The organism is Pseudomonas sp. UMAB-08, assembly GCF_900095225.1.
Classification (GTDB): domain Bacteria; phylum Pseudomonadota; class Gammaproteobacteria; order Pseudomonadales; family Pseudomonadaceae; genus Aquipseudomonas.
In genome coordinates this window covers 422,127-443,931 of record NZ_LT607416.1, presented here as the reverse complement: position 1 = coordinate 443,931, position 21,805 = coordinate 422,127, and the positions used below count along the sequence as shown (strand labels likewise).

Genomic DNA, 21,805 nt, shown 5'->3' with positions numbered 1-21,805 from the left:
GTCAGGCCTTCTTCTGATGTTGCGTCAAAGCCGCCTTGACGAAACCACTGAACAACGGGTGACCGTCGCGCGGTGTCGAGGTGAACTCAGGGTGGAACTGACAGGCGACGAACCAAGGATGATCCGGCGCTTCGATCACTTCAACCAAAGCACCATCACCGGAACGACCGGTCACTTTCAGGCCCGCTTCGACCAGGCTTGGCAGCAGCTTGTTGTTCACTTCATAACGATGGCGATGACGCTCGACGATGACGTCTTTGGCATAGCAATCGTGCACCAGCGAACCAGGCTCCAACTGGCAATCCTGCGCGCCAAGACGCATGGTGCCGCCCAGGTCGGATGTTTCAGTGCGGGTTTCAACGGCACCGGTGGCATCTTCCCACTCGGTGATCAGGCCCACGACCGGATGGCCACTGGCACGATCGAACTCGGTGGAGTTGGCGTCTTTCCAGCCCAACACGTTGCGCGCGAACTCGATGACCGCTACTTGCATGCCCAGACAGATACCCAGATAAGGAATCTTGTTCTCGCGAGCGAATTTTACCGCCGTGATCTTGCCTTCAACGCCACGCAAGCCAAAGCCGCCCGGAACCAGAATCGCGTCGACGCCTTCGAGCAAGGCAGTGCCCTGGTTCTCGATGTCTTCGGAATCGATGTAGCGCAGGTTGACCTTGGTGCGATTGGAAATGCCCGCGTGGCTCATCGCTTCGATCAACGACTTGTAGGCGTCGAGCAGCTCCATGTACTTACCGACCATGGCGATGGTGACTTCATGCTCAGGGTTGAGCTTGGCGTCGACCACGTGTTCCCACTCGGACAAATCAGCACTGCCACATTGCAGGCCGAAACGCTCAACGACGAAATCATCAAGCCCTTGAGCGTGGAGCATGCCCGGAATCTTGTAGATGGTGTCGGCGTCTTCCAGCGAGATAACTGCGCGCTCTTCAACGTTGGTGAACAACGCAATCTTGCGCCGCGAAGCAATATCCACGTGATGATCCGAGCGACAGATCAATACGTCTGGCTGCAAACCGATGGAGCGCAGCTCTTTGACCGAATGCTGAGTCGGCTTGGTCTTGGTTTCGCCAGCAGTGGCGATATAAGGCACCAGCGTGAGGTGCATCAACATCGCGCGCTTGGCGCCGACCTCGATGCGTAACTGGCGGATAGCCTCAAGGAACGGTTGCGATTCGATGTCACCGACGGTGCCACCGATCTCGACCATGGCGACGTCAGCATCGCCAGCGCCCTTGATGATCCGGCGTTTGATTTCGTCGGTGATGTGCGGAATCACCTGGATGGTCGCGCCCAGATAATCACCACGGCGCTCTTTGCGCAGGACGTGTTCGTACACACGCCCCGTGGTGAAGTTGTTGTTCTGGGTCATGGTGGTGCGGATGAACCGCTCGTAATGGCCCAGGTCCAGGTCGGTTTCGGCGCCGTCATGAGTGACGAACACTTCACCGTGCTGGAATGGGCTCATGGTGCCCGGGTCCACGTTTATATAGGGGTCAAGCTTGAGCATGGTGACCTTAAGTCCCCGCGCCTCCAGGATGGCCGCCAATGAAGCCGAGGCAATGCCTTTCCCCAATGAAGAAACAACACCGCCCGTGACGAAGATGTAGCGCGTCATGAAAAACCCTAGAAGTCTGCGTTAAAGCGGTCAGAGCCGCCGGGGAGAGCGAAGGAAGGCCGAAGCCCCCAATTACCAATAAATTTCACAGTGCACTCCTGAAAATTGCTGCGTTGGGACCGGCAGACTGAAAAATCCTGCCTGTTGCTCGCTACATTTTTGAGAATCGCCCAGCAAAAACTGCCTGGTAATCGGCAACTTCCGTCAATTCAGAAGAATCCACAGAAGCTGTATCAAGAAGGGAGCGTAGTCTACCGGAAATGGCCTTTCAGCTCAAACTTTGGTCGTTCGTCGGCGCATGCCAGCGCAATCGCCAGTCGCCATGGGCTGTTCCGTCCAATTCGGGCAGGTTGGCAACCGCCAATAACTGGTCACCGCGGTACACCAGCGGCAATCGGCCACGGGCAAACACCGGCAAACTACTCTCGTTGAGCAAGCGCTTGAGGTCTCGATGCCCTCGCCCCGGCAGATGCATGAGCTCACCGCCTTGGCGATAACGCACCTGCAACTCACCGACCGGGGCATCATTGGCAAACTCAAGCCAGCCATTGCCCGGCAAACTCAATGTCTGCCGAGGATCTGCCCAGGCTATCGAGGCGACTGGCTGCTGCAACCAGGCACCCGCCAGCCACCAGATACGCCCCTCGGCGCGATGCAGTTCACCGTCGGCAAGACGCCAGATCGGTCGAGCCTCGCGGCCGGCGTCACGCAAACTGTCCCAACCGACCCAATGTTCGCTGTCCGGCAGGCGCGTCAAAGACCCGAGCCAATGGCGCAACGCATTGCGTTGGCGTGCCGGAGAAAGGGCTTTTAGAGGGTCGAGCGCCAACGATGGCAAACCCAGCCAGGCGAAGGGTGCGTCGGTACCGGTCTGCGCCAGGTCCTGCTCGGCCAACTCGTCGAGCAGCCCTTGCGCCTCAGACAGATGCGCAGCGGTTCGTGCCATGTTCGCGGCAGCTTGAGGCCAGCGCTCGGTCAAAGAGGGCAGAATGAGCTGACGCAGGTAATTTCGGGAAAACCGGCTGTCTTTATTGCTGGGGTCTTCGACCCAGCTCAATCCCTGTTCGCGGGCATACATCTCCAGCGTTGCGCGCGAGACGTCGAGCAAAGGCCGCAACAACTGCCCTCTTCCTAGCGCGCGCTGTTCAGGCATCGCCGCAAGACCACGCACACCCGCCCCGCGCAACAGACGAAACAGCAGGGTTTCGGCCTGATCATCGCGATGCTGGGCGGTCAACAGCACCTCGCCTGGCGCCAGCACCTGACTGAACGCCGTATAACGCGCCTCACGAGCCGCGCGCTCGAGACTGGCGCCAGGCTCAACCTGCACCGCCATCACCTGCAGCGGCACGCCCAAGGCCCGACACACCTGAGCACAATGCTCGGGCCACGCGTCTGCCGCAGCCTGGAGGCCGTGATGGATATAAATCGCAGATAAGGGCGGCAATGCTTCGCGGGTAGCGAGATCAGCCAGAAGGTGCAGCAGAACGGAGGAGTCCAGACCGCCGGAAAACGCAATGCGCCAGGCCGGAGCATTGCGCCAGGGCTCGAGGGTGCGAAGCAACCTGGAGCGCAGATCGTTATTGCAGTGCTTGAACGTAGTCATGGACGACAGCCGCTGTGCGTCTGATTGAGGATAAGCCGGCTCCTGCAAAGGAGCGGGCTTATCCGCAAATGCAATCTTGACTCAGAGACCGTAGCTCATCAGGCGCTCATAACGACGCGCCAGCAACGCGTCGGTATCGAACTTCTTGAGCATCGCCAATTGGCTGCTTAATTCCTGACGGATCGAAGCAGCAGCCATCGCCGGGTCGCGATGGGCGCCGCCCAACGGTTCACCGATGACTTTATCAACGATACCCAAACCTTTGAGACGGTCAGCGGTAATGCCCATTGCGTCAGCGGCATCGGGAGCTTTTTCGGCAGTTTTCCACAGAATCGACGCGCAACCTTCCGGCGAAATAACCGCGTAGGTCGAATACTGGAGCATGTTCAATTGATCGCAAACGCCGATGGCCAACGCACCGCCAGAACCACCCTCGCCGATAACTGTGGCAATGATCGGGGTTTTCAAGCGGGACATGACACGCAGGTTCCAGGCAATCGCTTCGCTCTGGTTACGCTCTTCGGCGTCGATACCCGGGTAGGCGCCCGGCGTGTCGATGAAGGTCAGAATCGGCATTTTGAAGCGCTCGGCCATTTCCATCAGGCGGCAGGCTTTACGATAGCCTTCAGGACGTGGCATGCCGAAGTTGCGGCGAACTTTCTCGCGTACTTCACGGCCTTTCTGGTGACCGATCACCATCACTGGCTGGTCTTCCAGACGCGCAATACCGCCGACGATGGCAGCATCATCCGAGAAGTGCCGATCACCGTGCAGTTCGTCGAACTCGGTGAAAATGTGCGAGATGTAGTCCAGGGTATAAGGACGACGCGGATGACGTGCCATCCGCGCAATCTGCCAGCTGGTCAGATTGCCAAAAATGTTTTCGGTGAGCGTGTTGCTCTTTTCTTGCAGACGAGAGATTTCGTCGCCGATATTCAGCGAGTTGTCATTACCGACCAAGCGCAGCTCTTCGATCTTGGCTTGCAGGTCAGCGATCGGCTGTTCGAAATCAAGAAAATTCGGGTTCATAGGCATCCGTCTTGGGTCGACGGCCAAGAGGCCGGCCGGTTGATCCGTTAACGCCGTACCTTACGGGAACAGGCGTATTCAGGTCGAGATTAAAAATTATGGTTGAACGCAGGCTGGATTAACAGGCCCCGTGCTATCAACGGTATTGCAGGAAGACGTTCTCACGCCCGAACTGGTCACGCAGTGCTTGAATCAAGCTGTCCGCCGGATCGATTCGCCACCCCTCGCCAAACTGCAGCAACGCCTTGGCATCCGCCCCGGTGTAGTCCACGGTAATCGGACAGGCGCCACGATGGCGCTTGCACAAATCGCCCAACCAACGCAGCCGATCGCCCTTGAGCGCATCGGCATGCACCTTCAAACGCAGGCTTTCGGCGAGATTGGTTCGCGCATCTTCCAGGCTCATCACCCGTTTGGCACGCAACCGCAGGCCGCCGGAGAAGTCATCATTGCTGACCTCACCTTCGACCACCACCATCGCATCGGTCTGCAACAGCGACTGTGCCGAATGGAACGCTTCGGCAAACAGTGAGGCCTCGATTCGTCCAGAGCGGTCATCGAGGGTGATAAAACCCATCTTGTCGCCCTTTTTGTTCTTCATGACGCGCAACGCAATGATCATACCGGCTACCGTCTGCGTGTCTCGCGCCGGCTTCAGATCAATGATGCGTTGGCGAGCGAAACGGCGAATTTCGCCTTCATATTCGTCGATAGGATGCCCGGTGAGGTACAAGCCCAGGGTTTCTTTCTCACCACGCAACCGCTCTTTAAGGCTCAGCTCTTTGGCCTTGCGATGGTTGGCGTAGACGTCGGCGTCCTCTTCGACGAACAAGCCGCCAAAAAGGTCGGAGTGACCGCTGTCATGACTGCGAGCAGTCTGCTCTGCGGCCTGAATCGCTTCTTCCAGCGCAGCAAGCAGTACCGAGCGATTGCGGTCGATGTTGGCTTGATAGGCTTTCGGCTCGATTTCAAAATAGGGGCCCAGGCGATCCAGCGCACCGCTGCGGATCAAGCCATCGAGGGTGCGTTTGTTGATGCGTTTGAGGTCAACACGCGCGCAAAAGTCGAACAAATCTTTGAACGGCCCGGCCAGACGCGACTCGGTAATGGCTTCTACCGGTCCTTCGCCGACCCCCTTGATGGCGCCGAGGCCATAAAGAATCCGCCCGTCTTCACTCACGGTGAACTTGTATTCGGAGGTGTTCACGTCCGGCGCATCAAGGCGCAACTTCATGTTGCGCACTTCTTCGATCAAGGTCACGACCTTGTCGGTGTTGTGCATGTCCGCCGACAGTACCGCAGCCATGAAAGGCGCCGGGTAGTGGGTCTTCAGCCAGGCGGTCTGGTACGACACCAGGCCATAGGCAGCCGAGTGGGATTTGTTGAAACCATAACCGGCGAATTTTTCCACCAGGTCGAAGATGTTACCGGACAGGTCCGGGTCAATATTGTTGTTGGTACAGCCTTCGATGAAACCGCCACGCTGCTTGGCCATTTCTTCGGGTTTTTTCTTACCCATGGCCCGACGCAGCATGTCCGCGCCACCCAGGGTGTAACCGGCCATGACCTGAGCAATCTGCATCACCTGCTCTTGATACAGGATGATGCCGTAGGTCGGTGCCAATACAGGCTTGAGGCCTTCGTACTGGTAATCGACGTGCGGATAGGACAGCTCGGCGCGACCGTGCTTACGGTTGATAAAGTCGTCAACCATGCCCGATTGCAGCGGGCCCGGACGGAACAACGCCACCAACGCGATCAAATCCTCCAGGCAGTCGGGCTTGAGCTTTTTGATCAGCTCTTTCATGCCGCGCGACTCGAGCTGGAACACGGCGGTGGTTTCGGCTTTTTGCAGCAGGCTGTAGGTCGCCTTGTCGTCCAGCGGGATAAAGGCGATATCCAGTGGCGCTTCGTCAACCTTGGCGCGCTCACGGTTGATGGTCTTGAGCGCCCAATCAATGATGGTCAGGGTCCGCAGACCGAGGAAGTCGAACTTCACCAGCCCCGCCGCCTCGACGTCATCTTTATCGAACTGGGTCACCAGGCCATCGCCCGCTTCATCGCAATAGATCGGCGAGAAGTCGGTCAGTTTGGTCGGCGCGATCACTACGCCGCCGGCGTGTTTGCCGACGTTACGCACGATACCCTCGAGCTTGCGGGCCATCTCCCAGATTTCCGCCGCCTCTTCGTCGACCTTGAGGAAGTCGCGCAGAATTTCTTCCTGCTCGTAGGCTTTCTCCAGCGTCATGCCGACTTCGAACGGAATCATCTTCGACAGTCGATCAGCCAGGCCGTAGGACTTGCCTTGAACCCGGGCAACGTCCCGCACCACGGCCTTGGCTGCCATCGAACCGAAAGTAATGATCTGGCTGACCGCGTTACGGCCATATTTCTCGGCCACGTACTCGATGACGCGGTCGCGGCCGTCCATGCAGAAGTCAACGTCGAAGTCGGGCATGGAGACCCGTTCCGGATTGAGGAATCGTTCGAACAGCAGGTCGTATTCCAGCGGGTCGAGATCGGTGATTTTCTGTACGTAAGCCACCAGCGAGCCAGCACCCGACCCACGGCCAGGACCCACCGGCACACCATTGGCTTTGGCCCACTGGATAAAGTCCATCACGATCAGGAAGTAACCGGGGAAGCCCATCTGGATGATGATATCCAGCTCGAAATTCAGCCGATCGACATAGACCTGACGCTTGGCCTCGTAATCCTCGGTTGTGTCCTTGGGCATCAGGACCGAAAGGCGGTCCTCCAGACCATCGAAAGATACTTTGCGAAAGTATTCATCCATGGTCATGCCGTCGGGGATCGGAAAGTTGGGCAAGAAGTGAGTGCCCAGCTTCACATCAATGTTGCAGCGCTTGGCAATTTCGACTGTATTTTCCAGCGCCTCGGGCAGGTCGCTGAACAGCTCGGCCATTTGCGCCGCGCTTTTCAGGTACTGCTGATCGCTGTAGCTATGCGAGCGACGCGGGTCATCCAGCGCCCGGCCTTCACCGATGCAAACCCGCGTTTCGTGGGCCTCGAAATCTTCCTGTTTGATAAACCGGACATCGTTGGTCGCCACCAGCGGTGCACCCAGACGATCGGCCAGAGCAACGGCAGCGTGCAGGTGCTCTTCGTCATTCGGGCGGTTGGTGCGCTGCACTTCCAGATAGAAACGGTCAGGAAAAACCGCCATCCATTCACGCAGCAACTGATCTGCCTCGCCCGGATTACCGCCGAGCAGGGCCATGCCGATTTCGCCCTCTTTGGCCGCCGACAGCGCGATCAAGCCTTCGCTGGCCTCAGCAACCCATTCCCGCTCGACAATCACCTGGCCATTGCGCTGGCCTTCGATGAAGCCACGAGAAATCAGCTCGGTCAGATTGCGGTAGCCCTTGGCATTCATCACCAACAGACTGATCCGGCTCAACGCAGCATCTTCGTCCTTGTTCGACAGCCACAGGTCGGCACCACAAATAGGCTTGATACCCCCGCCCATGGCGGCCTTGTAGAACTTGACCAGCGAACACATGTTGTTCTGATCGGTCACGGCCACAGCCGGCATACCCATGCTGGCCAAGGTCTTGACCAACGGTTTGACCCGGACCAGACCATCGACCAGAGAATATTCAGTGTGCAGGCGTAGATGAACGAAAGAAGCCGGCATGTTGATCCTATAGCGCGAAATACAAAAAAACCGAGGCCCGGAGTGTACCGGGCCTTGGTCAAAACATCAGCCCAGTGAGGCTGTCGTGAGCGGAATTTGCTACAGCAGCTCGCGGGCTTCGTACGCGGCCCGCACCGGGGCAAACGAACGCCGATGAATAGGCGTCGGCCCGAGACGCGCCAGTGCTTCCAGATGAACGGGGGTTGGATAACCCTTGTGGCCGCCGATGCCATAGCCAGGATAAATCAGCTCGAACGCCGCCATTTCTCGGTCACGACTGACTTTCGCCAGAATCGAGGCTGCGGCGATTGCCGGAACTTTGGCATCACCTTGAATCACCGGAGCGCTGGGCACGGACAATTGCGGGCAGCGATTACCATCGATCAGGGCCAGTTTTGGGGTAATGGTCAACCCCTCGACCGCGCGCTTCATGGCCAGCATGGTTGCGTGAAGAATATTCAGCTCGTCGATTTCTTCCACTTCAGCCCTGGCGATGTACCAGCACAGGGCCTTTTCGCAGATCTCGTCGTAGAGTTTCTCGCGGCGAGCCGGGGTGAGTTTTTTTGAATCGTTGAGGCCGAGGATCGGGCGGCGTGGATCGAGGATGACGGCAGCCGTCACCACAGCGCCACAAAGAGGGCCGCGACCGACTTCGTCGACGCCGGCAACCAGGTCTTCCACCAGATTGAAGTCCAAACCCATTTGCATTTATTGCGAACTCACTGTGAAGGCGACAGCCCCAGCAGGCCAAGCACCGCATCGGCGGCCTGATTGGAGGCGTCGCGGCGCAAGATCCGGTGAATGGCATCGAAGCCTGCAGTCTGCACTTCGCCGCCATCGAGCAGCGGCAACAGCGTTTGCGCGAGGGTCTCGGCGGTTGCTGCGTCCTGCAACAATTCCGGAACCAGCAAACGCTGGGCAAGCAGATTAGGCAAGGAAACGTAAGGGCTTTTCACCAGACGCTTGAGTATCCAGAAGGTAATCGGTGCCAAGCGATAGGCAACGACCATGGGACGTTTGTACAGCAGCGCTTCAAGTGTCGCCGTGCCGGATGCGATCAACACCGCGTCGCAGGCCGCCAACGCAAGGTGCGAGCCGCCGTCGAGCAGCAGCACCGGCACGTCGCGCCCTTGCAACAGTTGCTCGATCTGCACGCGCCGCTCGGGGCTGGCACATGGCAGCACGAAGCGAATGCCCGGACGCAAGGCCATCAGACGTTCCGCTGCGTCGAAGAACAGACCACCGAGGCGCCCTACTTCACCCCCTCGACTCCCGGGCATTAGCGCAACCAGCGGCCCGCCAGCCAAACCCAGTTCTGCTCGCGCCGCAGCGCGATCAGACTCCAGAGGGATGGTATCAGCCAAGGGATGACCGACAAACCGCACGGGTACGCCTTTCTCTTCGTAGAAGCGAGCTTCGAAGGGCAGCAGCGTCAGCATCAGGTCGCAGCCTTCGCGAATCTTTAGCACGCGCTTTTGCCGCCAGGCCCAGACCGACGGACTGACGTAATGCACCGTCTTGATTCCAGCGCGCCGTAGCTTGAGTTCGATATTGAGGGTGAAGTCCGGGGCATCGATACCGATGAAGACGTCAGGCTTTTCGCCGATAAGCGTTTGAACAAGCTGCTTGCGCTTGGCCAACAGCTCTTTGAGTCGACCCAGCACCTCGACCAGCCCCATGACCGCCAGGCGTTCCATCGGGAAGTAGGAAACCATGCCTTCGGCCTGCATCAGCGGACCGCCGACACCGATAAACTCGACAGAGGGATGACGAACTTTGAGCGCGCGCATTAAACCCGCACCCAGGATATCGCCTGACGCTTCGCCTGCTACCAGCGCGATTCGCAGTGGCCTGCTCATTAACGCGTGATGCCCCGGGTCGAAGCCTGAATCGACTCAAGGAACACAGCGACTTCAGGGAACAACGCAGCAGGTTCGGCGAGCTCGGCAATGGCTTGATCAACGGTCAGTCCCTGGCGATAGACCACCTTGTACGCGCGCCGTAGCGCGTGAATGGTCTCTTCGCTGAACCCACGACGGCGCATGCCTTCGAAGTTCATGCTGCGAGCTTCAGCCGGGTTACCAAAAACGGTGACGAACGCCGGCACATCCTTGCCAATTGCGGTGCCCATGCCTGAAAAGCTGTGGGCGCCGATATGGCAGAACTGATGCACCAGGGTGAAACCGGAAAGGATTGCCCAATCATTGACATGCACATGCCCGGCCAACGCGGTGTTGTTGACCAGAATGCAATGATTGCCGATGACGCTGTCGTGACCAATGTGGGCGTAGGCCATGATCAGGTTGTGGTCACCCAGGGTCGTTTCCGCACGATCCTGAATCGTCCCGCGATGGATAGTCACACCTTCGCGGATAACGTTGTGATCACCGATCACCAGGCGCGTCTCTTCGCCTTTGTACTTGAGATCGGGCGTGTCCTCGCCTACCGATGAAAACTGGTAAATGCGGTTGTGCTTACCGATCTTCGTTGGGCCCCTGAGAATCACATGCGGCCCAACGACTGTACCCTCGCCGATTTCCACACCAGGTCCGACGATCGACCAAGGGCCGACCTCTACATTGTCGGCCAGGATGGCCGTCGGATCGATGATTGCGCGAGGGTCAATCAAACTCATAGTTTACGTTCCGCGCAGATAATTTCTGCGGAACACACAGGCTTGCCGTCGACCGAAGCCTGACATTCGAATTTCCAGATCTGACGCTTGCAGCTGATGAATTTAGCTTCAAGGATCAACTGGTCGCCCGGCAGCACCGGCTGACGAAAGCGCAGTTTGTCTGAACCTACAAAGTAGTAAAGCGTGCCTTCGGATGGCTTCACGTCCAGCATTTTAAAACCGAGGATACCTGCGGCCTGGGCCATCGCTTCAATGATCAGAACGCCCGGCATGATTGGATGCTGAGGAAAGTGACCGTTGAAAAAAGGCTCATTGATGCTGACATTCTTGTACGCACGAATGCTTTTGCTCTCGACATTCAGATCCACCACACGATCCACCAACAAGAATGGGTAGCGGTGAGGCAGGTATTCGCGAATCTCGTTGATGTCCATCATTTCGGGGGGGAAGCCTGTAGTAAAGAGTGGGAGTACGCGACTGAGGCGCAGCACTCCTGTTGCAAATCAAGGAGGCAGTCTATCGGCTGTGCACGCTTGATATCAAAAGAGTATCAGCCATCAGATGACTCATTACCGCCTGAGGTCACGGCTTCAACGACCTTTTCCAACTGTTGCAGGCGCCGCGCCATGTCATCCAACTGACGAATACGCGCCGCACTTTTGCGCCATTCCGCAGCGGGCTGCATCGCAGTCCCCGAAGAGTAGGCACCGCGCTCGGTAATCGAGCGGGTCACCATGGTCATACCTGTGACGAAAACGCCATCACACACTTCTATATGGCCCACCATGCCGACACCGCCGGCAATAGTGCAATGCTTACCAATTTTGGTACTGCCCGAGATACCGACACACGCCGCCATGGCGGTGTGATCGCCGACCTGCACGTTGTGCGCGATCTGAATCTGGTTATCCAGTTTGACGCCGTTGCCGATCAATGTGTCGGCTAATGCGCCGCGGTCGATGGCAGTATTGACGCCGATTTCCACGTCGTCACCGACCAGAACACCACCGATTTGCGCAATTTTCTGCCAAACGCCTTTTTCATTGGCGAAACCGAAACCTTCACCGCCGAGCACGGCTCCCGACTGAATCACAACGCGCTTACCAATGCGTACATCGTGATAAAGCGTGACCCGCGGGGCCAACCAGCCACCTTCGCCAATTTCACAACGAGCGCCGATAAAACAATGGGCTCCCACTGTTACCCCGGCTCCGATGCAGGCACCGCCTTCGATAACGGCAAAAGCGCCCACGCTGGCGGTGGCATCAACCTGAGCGTCCGCCGCAATCACTGCAGACGGATGCACCCCAGGCAGGGCCTTGGGCTTGGGGTCGAAAAAATGGGAAATTTTTGCGTACGCCAGATAAGGATCAGCCACTAATAGCGCATCACCGGCAAAGCTCTCAGCATCCGCTGGCTTCAGCAGCACGGCAGCAGCATGACTGTCGGCGAGGAACTTGCGGTACTGCGGATTGGCCAGAAAACTCAACTGACCAGGGCCAGCCTCTTGCAAAGTGGCCAGCCCGGTAATCTCTTTATCCGCGGCGCCACGTAACGTGGCGCCGAGGAACTCAGCCAATTGGCCAAGTTTGATGGTCGCAGTCATGATTACTTCAGCTGATTCATGCGCTCAATCACTTGGCGAGTGACGTCGTACTGAGGTTTGACATCAATGACAGCGCCACGCTCGAATACCAGGTCATACGCGCCTTTTTTGATCACTTCTTCTACAGCCTGATCAAGTTTTGGCTTCAACTGCTTGAGCATTTCACGGTCGGCAACCGCTTTGGCTTCATTCAGCTCCTTGGACTGGAACTGGAAGTCACGAGCCTTTTGCTTGAATTCAAGCTCAAGACGCTCACGTTCTGGTTGCGCCATCTTGTCGCCACCGCTGACCAGACGATCCTGAATACCCTTGGCACTGCTTTCAAGGCTTTTCAGCTTGGTCAATTGTGGGCCGAATTTCTTCTCGGCATCCACGGCATATTTCTTGGCAGCGTCTGATTCGAGCAGTGCCATTTGATAGTTCAGCACTGCAATTTTCATTTCAGCAAATGCTGGGGTCGCTATCAGGGCCGTGGCCAAGATAACCAGCTGAGTCAACTTACGCACGATGCACTCCTACAAAATCCGTTGTCGTTATCGGTGATCAGACGATTAGAAGGTCTGACCGAGAGAGAATTGGAATATTTGGGTTTCCGCATTGTCCGGTTTTTTGACCGGCATAGCCACGGCAAAACTCAACGGACCCAGTGCCGTAACCCACGTCACGCCGACACCCACAGAGCTTGCCAGTCCAGAAAGGTCGATATTGTTGCACGTAACTTTTTCGCCATTTGCTGTGACTTTGTTCGAATCACAATTGCTGTCGAATACGTTACCGACGTCCCAGAACACAGAGGTCCGCAGTGAGCGTTGATCTTTGATGAATGGCAGCGGGAACATCAGTTCGACACCACCCTGAAGCAGTACGTTACCACCGAACGGCAACGGGTTCTGATCCGGGTCTAACGACGTGCCTGGGTTAGTACCTTTACTCGGGGTACTGCGCGGACCCAGGGTGCTGTCCTTGAAGCCACGAACCGAGTTGAAACCGCCGGCGTAGTAGTTCTCGTAGAACGGCAGGCCAGAAGTTGACCCATAACCATCGCCATAACCCAACTCAGTGTGCAGACGCAGGGTGTAATTATCGGTCACCGGGTGGAAATACTGACCGCGGTAATCAAGCTTGAAGAACGACAGGTCGCTGCCCGGCGTAGTGGTTTCCAATACCAAGCTCTGGGAATGCCCACGCGTGGCCAGCACACCTTTGTTCAACGTCGACTCGGACCAGCCCGCCGAAGCCTTGAAGTTGAGGTATTTATCGCCCTGTGCATTAACGAAGTCAAAAATCTCGTCGACCGTGTAAACGCCAGTCTTGATCTGGTCCTGCTGAACGGTAAGGCCGAAGGTCAAACGTGAGGTTTCATTGATCGGGTAACCGACGCTCACACCTGCACCCAAGCTGTCTACGGCATAGCTGGCCACATCAACGTTAAGGTTTTTGTAGTCAGTGGTGCGGTAGAACGCGTTGTAACCCAGGCTCACACCATCAGCAGTCCAGTAGGGGTCGACAAAGCCAAAGTTGTATCGGCTCTGGTATTGGCTGCGAGTCAGGCCAATGCTGACCTTGTTACCGGTACCGAGGAAGTTGTTCTGGCTGATCGAGCCACCGAGGATCAGGCCCGCACTCTGGGCGAAACCGACGCTGGCGGTGATCGAACCGGACGCTTGTTCTTCAACGGCGTAATTGACGTCAACCTGATCGTCGGTGCCCGGTACCGCAGGCGTTTCGACGTTCACTTCTTTAAAGAAGCCGAGACGCTCAAGACGGGTTTTCGATTGGTCGATCAGATAGGTCGAAGCCCATCCGCCTTCCATCTGACGCATTTCACGACGCAGCACTTCATCGGCAGACTTGGTGTTGCCGCGGAAGTTGATGCGGTTGACGTAAGCACGCTTGCCCGGATCGACCACAAAAGTAATGTCGACCGTGTGATCTTCATTATTCGGGGTCGGAACGCCGTTGACGTTGGCGAAGGTATAGCCTTCGTTACCCAGGCGACGAGTGATCAGCTCAGACGTAGTGGTCATGACTTTGCGCGAGAACACTTGACCGGGCTTGACCAGCAACAGGGCCTTGACCTGATCTTCGGGTACTTTCAAATCGCCGCTCAGCTTGACCGACTTGACGCTGTACTTCTCGCCTTCATTCACGTTGACCGTGATGTAAACGTTTTTCTTGTCAGGCGTGATCGATACCTGGGTCGAGGCGATATCCATGTTGATATAGCCGCGATCGAGGTAGTAAGAACGCAGACGTTCCAGGTCGCCGGAGAGTTTTTCCCGTGCGTACTTGTCGTCGTTCTTGAAGAATGACAGCCAGTTGGTGGTCTTGAGTTCGAACAGACCGATCAGGTCTTCATCAGGGAAGACGCTGTTACCCACCACGTTGATGTGCTGGATAGCGGCAACCGTGCCTTCATTGATGTTGATCTTCAGACCGACGCGGTTCCGCGGCTGCGGCACAACCTCGGTGGCGACGTCAGCCGAATAACGACCTTGCGCAACGTATTGACGTTGCAGCTCGTTACGCACGCCTTCAAGGGTCGCACGCTGAAAGATCTCACCTTCAGACAGACCTGACTGCTTGAGCCCCTTCATCAGGTCTTCGGTGCTGATCGCCTTGTTGCCTTCAATGTCGATGCTCGCGACAGAGGGCCGCTCGACTACAGTAATGACCAGGACATTGCCATCGCGGCCTAGCTGGATATCTTGAAAGAACCCGGTTTTGAACAACGCACGAGTGGCATCCACCAGGCGACGATCATCCGCAGACTCGCCGACATTCAACGGCAAGGCACCAAAGACGCTGCCCGCGGATACCCGCTGGAGGCCATTGACACGGATATCGGAGATAGTGAAGGACTCAGCGTGAACTTCGGCGATCATCAGTACGGCGAGAACCGCAGTTAGCAGCAGACGTTTCATGAAGTCCTTTCTTATTCCAACTGGCAATAAACAAATTGCCGCAAAATGCGGCAAATTCGCAATTCAGCGAAGCTTTACAGTCGACCCAGATCGTTGATCAAGGCAAGCAACATCACCCCGACCACTAAGCTAATACCGATCTGAATCCCCCAACCTTGCACCCGATCCGAGAGCGGACGACCCCGCGCCCACTCAATCAGGTAGAACAACAGATGTCCCCCATCCAATACTGGAATGGGCAACAAATTGAGAACACCCAGGCTAATACTCAGATAAGCGAGGAAATTCAGGAAGTCACCTACCCCTGACTGGGCCGAAGCGCCCGCCACTTTAGCAATGGTTATCGGTCCGCTCAAGTTTTTTACAGAGAGCTCGCCGAACAACATTTTCTTGAGTGAATCAAAGGTCAGCACACTCATGGTCCAAGTGCGCCTGGCGCCCTCCCCCACGGCGGCTATAGGCCCGAAGCTAACCTCTCGTAACATCTCAGGTGGCCAATCGATACCTTTGACCCCTGCGCCCAGATAACCGGTCGCAGTTTTTCCCTCACCTCGTACCGCCAGCGTCAACGGCACATCAAGCTGAGCGCCCTCACGCTCGATACGCAAAGAAATTTTTGCATCGGGTCGCAGACGGACAGCATCGACAACCTGCTGCCAATCGCTCAATGCCTGACCGTCGAGCGCCACAAGCCGATCACCCGTCTTCAGGCCTGCAGCTTGCGCCGGGCCTTTCGGATCGAGCTCGGCCAGCACCGGCGGCAAAGCCGGACGCCATGGGCGAATACCCAGCGAACGTATCGGATCGGGCTCATCAGCACCCTTGAGCCACTTATCCAGCGCCAACTCACGAGGGGAATCGACCGTCGAACCCTGATCACGCACGCTGAGAGCAACGGTACCGCTCTCGCCCAGACGCCGTACCAGCTGCAAGTTCACTGCTGCCCAGCCCGATGTCGGCTCACCGTCAACGGAGACAATCTCTTGCCCTGCGCTCAAGCCACCTTTGTCGGCGATGCTGCCTGACTCAACCGCGCCAATCACAGGACGCACCTGCTGACTGCCGAGCATTGCCAGGAACCAGAAAAAGACGATAGCCAGCAAGAAATTGGCGACCGGACCGGCAATCACGATTGCAATACGTTGATACACAGTCTTACGGTTGAAGGTCTGATCCAGCTGATCGGCCGGTACCTCGCCTTCCCGCTCGTCGAGCATCTTCACGTAACCACCCAATGGAATGGCTGCGATCACGTATTCAGTGCCTTTGCGATCATGCCAGCGAAGCAGCGGCATGCCGAAACCCACCGAGAAACGCAAAACCTTGACGCCACAACGCCGAGCCACCCAAAAGTGGCCAAATTCGTGAAAGGTCACCAGCACACCCAATGCCACCAAGGTGCCGACAATCATATAGAGCGCGCTCATCAACTTTCTCCGGGTACCTGCCTTGTACAGTGTGAAAGCCTTGTATGGGTTTCACACCACCACAATCGCCTGCGCCGTCTGATCTACCGCTATTACCGCCCGTTGCGACCGAGCCATTGCTCAGCCAAACCGCGCGCTTTTGAATCTATCTCGAATACAGCGTCGAGCTCCTGCACTGCAACGACGGGCTCAAGGTTCAAAACCTCATCAATGATACTCGCGATCTCCGGATAGCGGATGCGCCGTTCAAGAAACGCTGCAACGGCCACCTCATTGGCGGCGTTGAGCATCGCTGGCGCGCTGTTACCCGCCTCTGCTGCCTGCCGTGCCAGACGCAGGCATGGAAACCGCTGCTCATCCGGGGCCTGGAAATCCAGGCGCGCAATACTGAACAGGTCCAGCGGCGCGACACCCGAGTCAATCCGATCTGGCCAGGCCAGAGCATGAGCAATCGGCGTACGCATATCCGGATTACCCAGTTGAGCCAACACCGAACCATCCACATAATCGACCATGGAATGGATCACGCTCTGCGGATGAATAACCACTTCAACCTGATCGGGACGCGCATCGAACAGCCAGCAGGCTTCGATCAATTCGAGCCCTTTATTCATCATGCTGGCGGAGTCTACAGAAATCTTGCGCCCCATCGACCAATTAGGATGAGCGCACGCCTGTTCTGGAGAGACATACATCAATTCGGACAAGGGTGTTTCACGAAACGGACCGCCCGAAGCAGTCAACAGAATGCGGCGCACGCCGACCGAGCCCAAGCCACCGGCATAGCCACTGGGCAAGCACTGGAAGATCGCGTTGTGCTCGCTGTCGATCGGCAGCAGCACGGCACCGCTACGCTGCACAGCCTGCATAAACAACGCACCGGACATCACCAGCGCTTCTTTATTGGCCAGCAGTACCTTCTTGCCCGCCTCGACAGCCGCCAGGGTAGGACGAAGCCCTGCCCCGCCAACGATCGCCGCCAATACGGTATCGACCTGAGGATGAGCCGAGACTTCACACAAGCCGCGCTCACCTACCAGCACCCGCGTATCAAGGCCGGCAGCCGCCAGATCATCTTGCAGACCGCGGGCGACATCAATGTCAGGCACCACGGCAAACCGGGGGGAGTGACGCACACACAGCGCCAGCAACTCTTTCAAGCGACTGAATCCGGTGAGCGCAAAAACCTGATACCGCTCAGGGTGGCGAGCGATGACGTCAAGCGTACTCAGTCCAACGGAGCCAGTAGCGCCCAGGACCGTTATTTGTTGAGGCTTACTCACAGCGTTCCCCAACTGGCAGCCCAGAGCAGTACTGCAAAGACAGGGATGGCAGCAGTCAAGCTGTCTATACGGTCCAGCACACCACCATGGCCCGGCAGTAGATTACTGCTGTCCTTGATGCCGGCCTGACGCTTGAACATGCTCTCAGTCAAATCACCGACGACCGAGATCAACACCACGATTGCGGCGCCCAGCAAACCCATGAGGAGTTGCGAGCCCGACCAGCCGCGAACCATCCCGACAATGGCGGTGATCAGCAGGCTGGCGATCAAACCACCGAACACGCCTTCCCAGCTTTTGCCCGGACTGACCTTGGGCGCAAGCTTGCGCTTGCCAAAAGCCTTCCCGGAGAAATAAGCGCCGATATCGGCACCCCAAACCAACACCATGACTGCAAGGATCAACCCATTGCCCAGAGGCCATTGCTTGATCAGAACCAATCCCTGCCACGCGGGCAACAGAACCAACAGACCGATCACCAGCTTACAGGCAGTTCCAGACCAGTGAGCACTGGTATCCGGGTAGGTTAGCACCAGGAAAGTTGCCGCCAGCCACCACAGCGCCGCAGCACCTAAAACCCAGGGTGCCAGAGCTGGCAGCAGGTGCATCAGCAGCAGCAAGACAGCGACCAGCGCAGCATAGGCAACCCGTACAGGCTGGGCAGTAAAACCCGCCAGACGCGCCCACTCCCAGGCACCCAAAGTCACCACTACGCCAATAAACAAGGCAAAACTTGCACCTTCGAGCAGAAAAAAACCGCATAAGGCGATCGGCAGCATGATCAGTGCGGTGATGATTCGTTGTTTCAGCATTAAGCCCGGGCTCCAGCTTCTACCTGTTCGCTCGTTTTACCGAAGCGACGTTGGCGGGAAGCGAAATCTGCCAGCGCAGTGCGCATGGCATCGTGTTTGAAGTCCGGCCAGAAAAGGTCGGAAAAGTACAATTCGGCGTAGGCAAGCTGCCAAAGCAGGAAGTTACTGACGCGATGCTCGCCGCCAGTGCGAATGCACAAGTCCGGCAATGGCAGATCACCGGTTGCCAGGCATGTCTGCAACAGCTCAGGAGTGATTTCCTCCGGACGCAGACGCCCGGCCTGAACCTCGCGAGCCAGATGCTGGGCAGCCTGGGCGATATCCCATTGCCCACCGTAGTTGGCGGCGATCTGCAGCACGAATCGACCAGGGCCGGCCGTCCGCTCTTCAGCTTCACGCATGGCAGCCTGCAGCTCAGGATGAAACCGTGAACGGTCACCAATGATCCGCAAGCTGATCGCGTTATCGTTCAGACGCCGGGTCTCACGGCGCAGAGCCGTGAAAAACAACTCCATCAAGGCGCCGACTTCCTCAGCCGGGCGCTGCCAGTTTTCACTGGAAAAAGCGAACAGGGTCAATACCTCGACCTTCGCTTCAGCGCACACCTCAATGACCGCACGAACAGCATCCACGCCTGCTTTATGCCCGGCGACACCGGGCAAAAGACGCTTTTTCGCCCAGCGGTTATTACCATCCATGATGATTGCGACATGGCGCGGTACCGATGACAGTGCCGCCTGCTTGGTCTTGTCCATAAACGCCCTGGCCCTTTATACAGCCATCAGATCCGCTTCTTTTTGCTTCACTGCCGTTTCGATATCCGCCACGAACTTATCCGTCAGCTTCTGAATATCATCGGCAGCGCGACGCTCTTCGTCTTCGCTGATTTCTTTCTCTTTGATCAGATCCTTAAACTGGCTCAACGCATCGCGACGGATGTTACGAACAGCCACACGAGCATCTTCCGCAGCATCACGAGCTTGTTTGGTGAAGCCCTTACGGGTCTCTTCAGTCAAAGCAGGCATCGAGATAAGCAGCAGCTCGCCCAGGTTCGTCGGGTTGAAGCCCAGACCGGAGCTCTGAATAGCCTTGTCGACGGCCCCAAGCATATTGCGCTCGAACGCCACGACCTGCAGGGTGCGCGAGTCCTTGACGGTCACGTTCGCAACCTGATTCAAAGGGGTGTCGGAGCCGTAATAAGGCACCATCACACCACCCAGAATGCTCGGATGGGCCTGACCCGTACGAATTCGGCTGAATGCGTGGGCCAGGGATTCCAGAGTTTTCTGCATACGCGTTTGAGCGTCTTTCTTGATTTCGTTGATCATTGTTCGCCTTCCTCGATCAGGGTTCCTTCAGCGCCGCCATGTACGATATTCAGCAAGGCGCCGGGCTTGTTCATATTAAAGACGCGCAGCGGCATTTTATGATCGCGGCACAGACAGATAGCGGTCAGGTCCATCACGCCCAGCTTGCGATCCAGGACTTCATCGTACGTCAGATGATCGAACTTCTCGGCATGCGGGTCTTTGAATGGGTCTGCGGTGTACACACCATCGACCTTGGTCGCTTTAAGCACTACGTCGGCATCGATTTCGATCCCTCGCAGGCACGCGGCCGAATCGGTGGTGAAGAACGGGTTGCCAGTGCCAGCAGCGAAAATCACTACATCCTTGGCGTTAAGATGACGCATGGCTTTGCGACGATCGTAATGATCGGTCACGCCCACCATGGAAATGGCCGACATCACGATAGCCGGAATGTTAGCCCGTTCCAGCGCATCACGCATGGCCAGAGCGTTCATCACAGTGGCCAGCATGCCCATATGATCGCCTGTCACCCGATCCATACCGGCAGCACTCAAGGCCGCCCCACGGAACAGATTGCCACCACCAATAACCAGCCCGACCTGAACCCCGATACCGACCAACTGGCCGACTTCAAGGGCCATGCGGTCCAGGACTTTCGGGTCAATGCCGAACTCTTCGGAGCCCATCAGGGCCTCGCCGCTAAGCTTGAGTAGAATGCGTTTATAGCGAGCCTGATAACCACTGCCCTGCTGAGCCATTGCGAATCTCTCCTGCGGCGTTTAAAAAAATTCTGTGCGAGCTGTTTTCAGCCTGCGACTACTCTAGCTGACGGTACGACACCGTCGGAGGATGCAGCCTTGTAAGCCACTTCCCCAAGGAAAACAAATTCCTTTTACCTATTTGACGAAGAGGCCGCTCGCGTGAGCGGGCAGCCTCTTCGGGGCGACAGTGTAAAACCGTCTTATTGCTTGCTTGCAGCCACTTGTGCGGCAACTTCTTCAGCGAAGTTGTCAACTGGCTTCTCGATGCCTTCGCCTACCTGGAAGCGAGTGAAGGAAACGATTTCAGCGCCGGCTTTCTTGGCCAGTTCACCGACCTTGATTTCCGGGTTCTTGACGAACGCTTGCTCGACCAGGCTTGCTTCAGCCAGGAACTTCTGAATGCGACCGGCAACCATTTTTTCAACGATTTCGGCTGGCTTGCCCTTGATCTTGTCTTCGTTGAGGCTTACGAACACGGCTTTTTCGCGTTCTACGGCTTCTGCGGAAACTTCCGAAGGCAGCAGGAATTCAGGGTTGCTGGCAGCAACGTGCATGGCGATGTCTTTGGCCAGGTCAGCGTCACCGCCTTTCAGGACAACAACAACACCGATCTTGTTACCGTGCAGGTAAGCATTGACCACGTCACCTTCAACGCGAGCCAGGCGACGGATGTTGACGTTTTCGCCAACTTTCGCGATCAACGCTTCACGTGCCAATTCCTGAGCGGCGATCAGCGGAGCTGCGTCGGTCAGTTTTTCAGCAAACGCTTTTTCAAGGCTGCCGTTCACGAATTCTTTGAAGTCGTCCTGCAGAGCCAGGAAGTCGGTCTGCGAGTTGACTTCGAGGATCACTGCACTTTTGCCATCTTCGGCAACCTTGACAGCAATGGCGCCTTCAGCAGCAACGTTGCCTGCTTTCTTGGCGGCTTTGATGGCACCGGAGGCACGCATATCGTCGATTGCTTTTTCGATGTCGCCGTCAGCCTTGGTCAAGGCCTTTTTGCAATCCATCATGCCTTCGCCAGTGCGCTCACGCAGTTCTTTGACCAACGCTGCAGTAATTTCTGCCATTTCAAATTCCTCTTGGATAGGTCTTAAAACCATTCCACCCGACCGAACGGG

18 protein-coding genes are annotated in these 21,805 nt (G+C 56.9%); all 18 read right to left on the bottom strand.

Translation table 11 applies throughout. From position 1 onward, the window contains the following. Window position 1: 1 nt before the first annotated feature. The 18 genes from K0F75_RS07685 to tsf all read right to left on the bottom strand — a co-directional run bounded on the left by K0F75_RS07685 (window position 2) and on the right by tsf (window position 21,754). Window positions 2-1,633 carry a CTP synthase gene (locus K0F75_RS07685; RefSeq protein ID WP_219061251.1) on the bottom strand — a complete coding sequence of 544 codons (1,632 nt, stop codon included), beginning with the start codon at window positions 1,631-1,633 and terminating at the stop codon, window positions 2-4. A gap of 268 nt (window positions 1,634-1,901) precedes the next feature. Further along, on the bottom strand, window positions 1,902-3,239 hold the full coding sequence (gene tilS, locus K0F75_RS07680) for a tRNA lysidine(34) synthetase TilS (RefSeq protein WP_219061250.1): 1,338 nt from the start codon (window positions 3,237-3,239) through the stop codon (window positions 1,902-1,904). Window positions 3,240-3,320: 81 nt separating this feature from the next. After that, entirely contained in the window at window positions 3,321-4,268 is a 948-nt protein-coding gene (locus K0F75_RS07675; RefSeq protein ID WP_219061249.1) for an acetyl-CoA carboxylase carboxyltransferase subunit alpha, read from the bottom strand. A gap of 136 nt (window positions 4,269-4,404) precedes the next feature. Next, window positions 4,405-7,926 (bottom strand): DNA polymerase III subunit alpha, encoded by a 3,522-nt coding sequence (gene dnaE / locus K0F75_RS07670; RefSeq protein WP_219061248.1) that lies wholly within the window; start codon window positions 7,924-7,926, stop codon window positions 4,405-4,407. Between the two features lie 99 nt (window positions 7,927-8,025). After that, the gene (gene rnhB, locus K0F75_RS07665) at window positions 8,026-8,634 is read right to left on the bottom strand and encodes a ribonuclease HII (RefSeq protein ID WP_219061247.1); all 609 of its coding nucleotides are present in this window, start codon (window positions 8,632-8,634) and stop codon (window positions 8,026-8,028) included. Between the two features lie 11 nt (window positions 8,635-8,645). Further along, window positions 8,646-9,785, bottom strand: coding sequence for a lipid-A-disaccharide synthase (lpxB, locus tag K0F75_RS07660; RefSeq protein ID WP_219061246.1), 1,140 nt, complete (start codon window positions 9,783-9,785; stop codon window positions 8,646-8,648). Then, window positions 9,785-10,561, bottom strand: a complete 777-nt coding sequence (gene lpxA, locus K0F75_RS07655) for an acyl-ACP--UDP-N-acetylglucosamine O-acyltransferase (RefSeq protein ID WP_219061245.1) — start codon at window positions 10,559-10,561, stop codon at window positions 9,785-9,787. Before lpxA ends, lpxB begins: the two co-directional genes overlap by 1 nt. Next, window positions 10,558-10,998: a 3-hydroxyacyl-ACP dehydratase FabZ gene (gene fabZ / locus K0F75_RS07650; RefSeq protein ID WP_219061244.1), complete on the bottom strand. Its 441-nt coding sequence runs from the start codon at window positions 10,996-10,998 to the stop codon at window positions 10,558-10,560. The genes lpxA and fabZ overlap by 4 nt, the downstream gene beginning before the upstream one ends. 113 nt (window positions 10,999-11,111) lie before the next feature. Then, window positions 11,112-12,167 (bottom strand): UDP-3-O-(3-hydroxymyristoyl)glucosamine N-acyltransferase, encoded by a 1,056-nt coding sequence (lpxD, locus tag K0F75_RS07645; protein ID WP_219061243.1) that lies wholly within the window; start codon window positions 12,165-12,167, stop codon window positions 11,112-11,114. Window positions 12,168-12,169: 2 nt separating this feature from the next. Next, complete coding sequence (locus K0F75_RS07640) at window positions 12,170-12,673, bottom strand: OmpH family outer membrane protein (protein WP_219061242.1); 504 nt, start codon at window positions 12,671-12,673, stop codon at window positions 12,170-12,172. Window positions 12,674-12,718: 45 nt separating this feature from the next. Continuing rightward, window positions 12,719-15,091 (bottom strand): outer membrane protein assembly factor BamA, encoded by a 2,373-nt coding sequence (bamA, locus tag K0F75_RS07635; RefSeq protein WP_219061241.1) that lies wholly within the window; start codon window positions 15,089-15,091, stop codon window positions 12,719-12,721. Between the two features lie 74 nt (window positions 15,092-15,165). Next, window positions 15,166-16,518 (bottom strand): sigma E protease regulator RseP, encoded by a 1,353-nt coding sequence (gene rseP, locus K0F75_RS07630; protein ID WP_219061240.1) that lies wholly within the window; start codon window positions 16,516-16,518, stop codon window positions 15,166-15,168. 92 nt (window positions 16,519-16,610) lie between these two features. Continuing rightward, window positions 16,611-17,801 carry a 1-deoxy-D-xylulose-5-phosphate reductoisomerase gene (ispC, locus tag K0F75_RS07625; RefSeq protein WP_219061239.1) on the bottom strand — a complete coding sequence of 397 codons (1,191 nt, stop codon included), beginning with the start codon at window positions 17,799-17,801 and terminating at the stop codon, window positions 16,611-16,613. After that, window positions 17,798-18,613, bottom strand: coding sequence for a phosphatidate cytidylyltransferase (locus K0F75_RS07620; protein WP_219061238.1), 816 nt, complete (start codon window positions 18,611-18,613; stop codon window positions 17,798-17,800). Before K0F75_RS07620 ends, ispC begins: the two co-directional genes overlap by 4 nt. Then, the gene (gene uppS, locus K0F75_RS07615; RefSeq protein WP_219061237.1) at window positions 18,613-19,368 is read right to left on the bottom strand and encodes a polyprenyl diphosphate synthase; all 756 of its coding nucleotides are present in this window, start codon (window positions 19,366-19,368) and stop codon (window positions 18,613-18,615) included. The genes K0F75_RS07620 and uppS overlap by 1 nt, the downstream gene beginning before the upstream one ends. A gap of 15 nt (window positions 19,369-19,383) precedes the next feature. Next, window positions 19,384-19,941 carry a ribosome recycling factor gene (gene frr, locus K0F75_RS07610; RefSeq protein WP_219061236.1) on the bottom strand — a complete coding sequence of 186 codons (558 nt, stop codon included), beginning with the start codon at window positions 19,939-19,941 and terminating at the stop codon, window positions 19,384-19,386. Further along, on the bottom strand, window positions 19,938-20,681 hold the full coding sequence (gene pyrH, locus K0F75_RS07605) for a UMP kinase (RefSeq protein WP_219061235.1): 744 nt from the start codon (window positions 20,679-20,681) through the stop codon (window positions 19,938-19,940). The genes frr and pyrH overlap by 4 nt, the downstream gene beginning before the upstream one ends. A 203-nt stretch (window positions 20,682-20,884) precedes the next feature. Beyond that, on the bottom strand, window positions 20,885-21,754 hold the full coding sequence (gene tsf, locus K0F75_RS07600) for a translation elongation factor Ts (protein ID WP_219061234.1): 870 nt from the start codon (window positions 21,752-21,754) through the stop codon (window positions 20,885-20,887). Window positions 21,755-21,805: the final 51 nt, after the last annotated feature.

Bases quoted from the DNA above. Each gene is read 5' to 3' on its own strand.
- dnaE (WP_219061248.1), bottom strand. From the start codon at position 7,926: ATGCCGGCTTCTTTCGTTCATCTACGCCTGCACACTGAATATTCTCTG.
- tsf (WP_219061234.1), bottom strand. From the start codon at position 21,754: ATGGCAGAAATTACTGCAGCGTTGGTCAAAGAACTGCGTGAGCGCACT.
- uppS (WP_219061237.1), bottom strand. From the start codon at position 19,368: ATGGACAAGACCAAGCAGGCGGCACTGTCATCGGTACCGCGCCATGTC.
- K0F75_RS07620 (WP_219061238.1), bottom strand. From the start codon at position 18,613: ATGCTGAAACAACGAATCATCACCGCACTGATCATGCTGCCGATCGCC.
- K0F75_RS07675 (WP_219061249.1), bottom strand. From the start codon at position 4,268: ATGAACCCGAATTTTCTTGATTTCGAACAGCCGATCGCTGACCTGCAA.
- K0F75_RS07685 (WP_219061251.1), bottom strand. From the start codon at position 1,633: ATGACGCGCTACATCTTCGTCACGGGCGGTGTTGTTTCTTCATTGGGG.
- tilS (WP_219061250.1), bottom strand. From the start codon at position 3,239: ATGACTACGTTCAAGCACTGCAATAACGATCTGCGCTCCAGGTTGCTT.
- lpxD (WP_219061243.1), bottom strand. From the start codon at position 12,167: ATGACTGCGACCATCAAACTTGGCCAATTGGCTGAGTTCCTCGGCGCC.
- fabZ (WP_219061244.1), bottom strand. From the start codon at position 10,998: ATGATGGACATCAACGAGATTCGCGAATACCTGCCTCACCGCTACCCA.
- rnhB (WP_219061247.1), bottom strand. From the start codon at position 8,634: ATGCAAATGGGTTTGGACTTCAATCTGGTGGAAGACCTGGTTGCCGGC.
- lpxB (WP_219061246.1), bottom strand. From the start codon at position 9,785: ATGAGCAGGCCACTGCGAATCGCGCTGGTAGCAGGCGAAGCGTCAGGC.
- bamA (WP_219061241.1), bottom strand. From the start codon at position 15,091: ATGAAACGTCTGCTGCTAACTGCGGTTCTCGCCGTACTGATGATCGCC.
- pyrH (WP_219061235.1), bottom strand. From the start codon at position 20,681: ATGGCTCAGCAGGGCAGTGGTTATCAGGCTCGCTATAAACGCATTCTA.
- frr (WP_219061236.1), bottom strand. From the start codon at position 19,941: ATGATCAACGAAATCAAGAAAGACGCTCAAACGCGTATGCAGAAAACT.
- lpxA (WP_219061245.1), bottom strand. From the start codon at position 10,561: ATGAGTTTGATTGACCCTCGCGCAATCATCGATCCGACGGCCATCCTG.
- rseP (WP_219061240.1), bottom strand. From the start codon at position 16,518: ATGAGCGCGCTCTATATGATTGTCGGCACCTTGGTGGCATTGGGTGTG.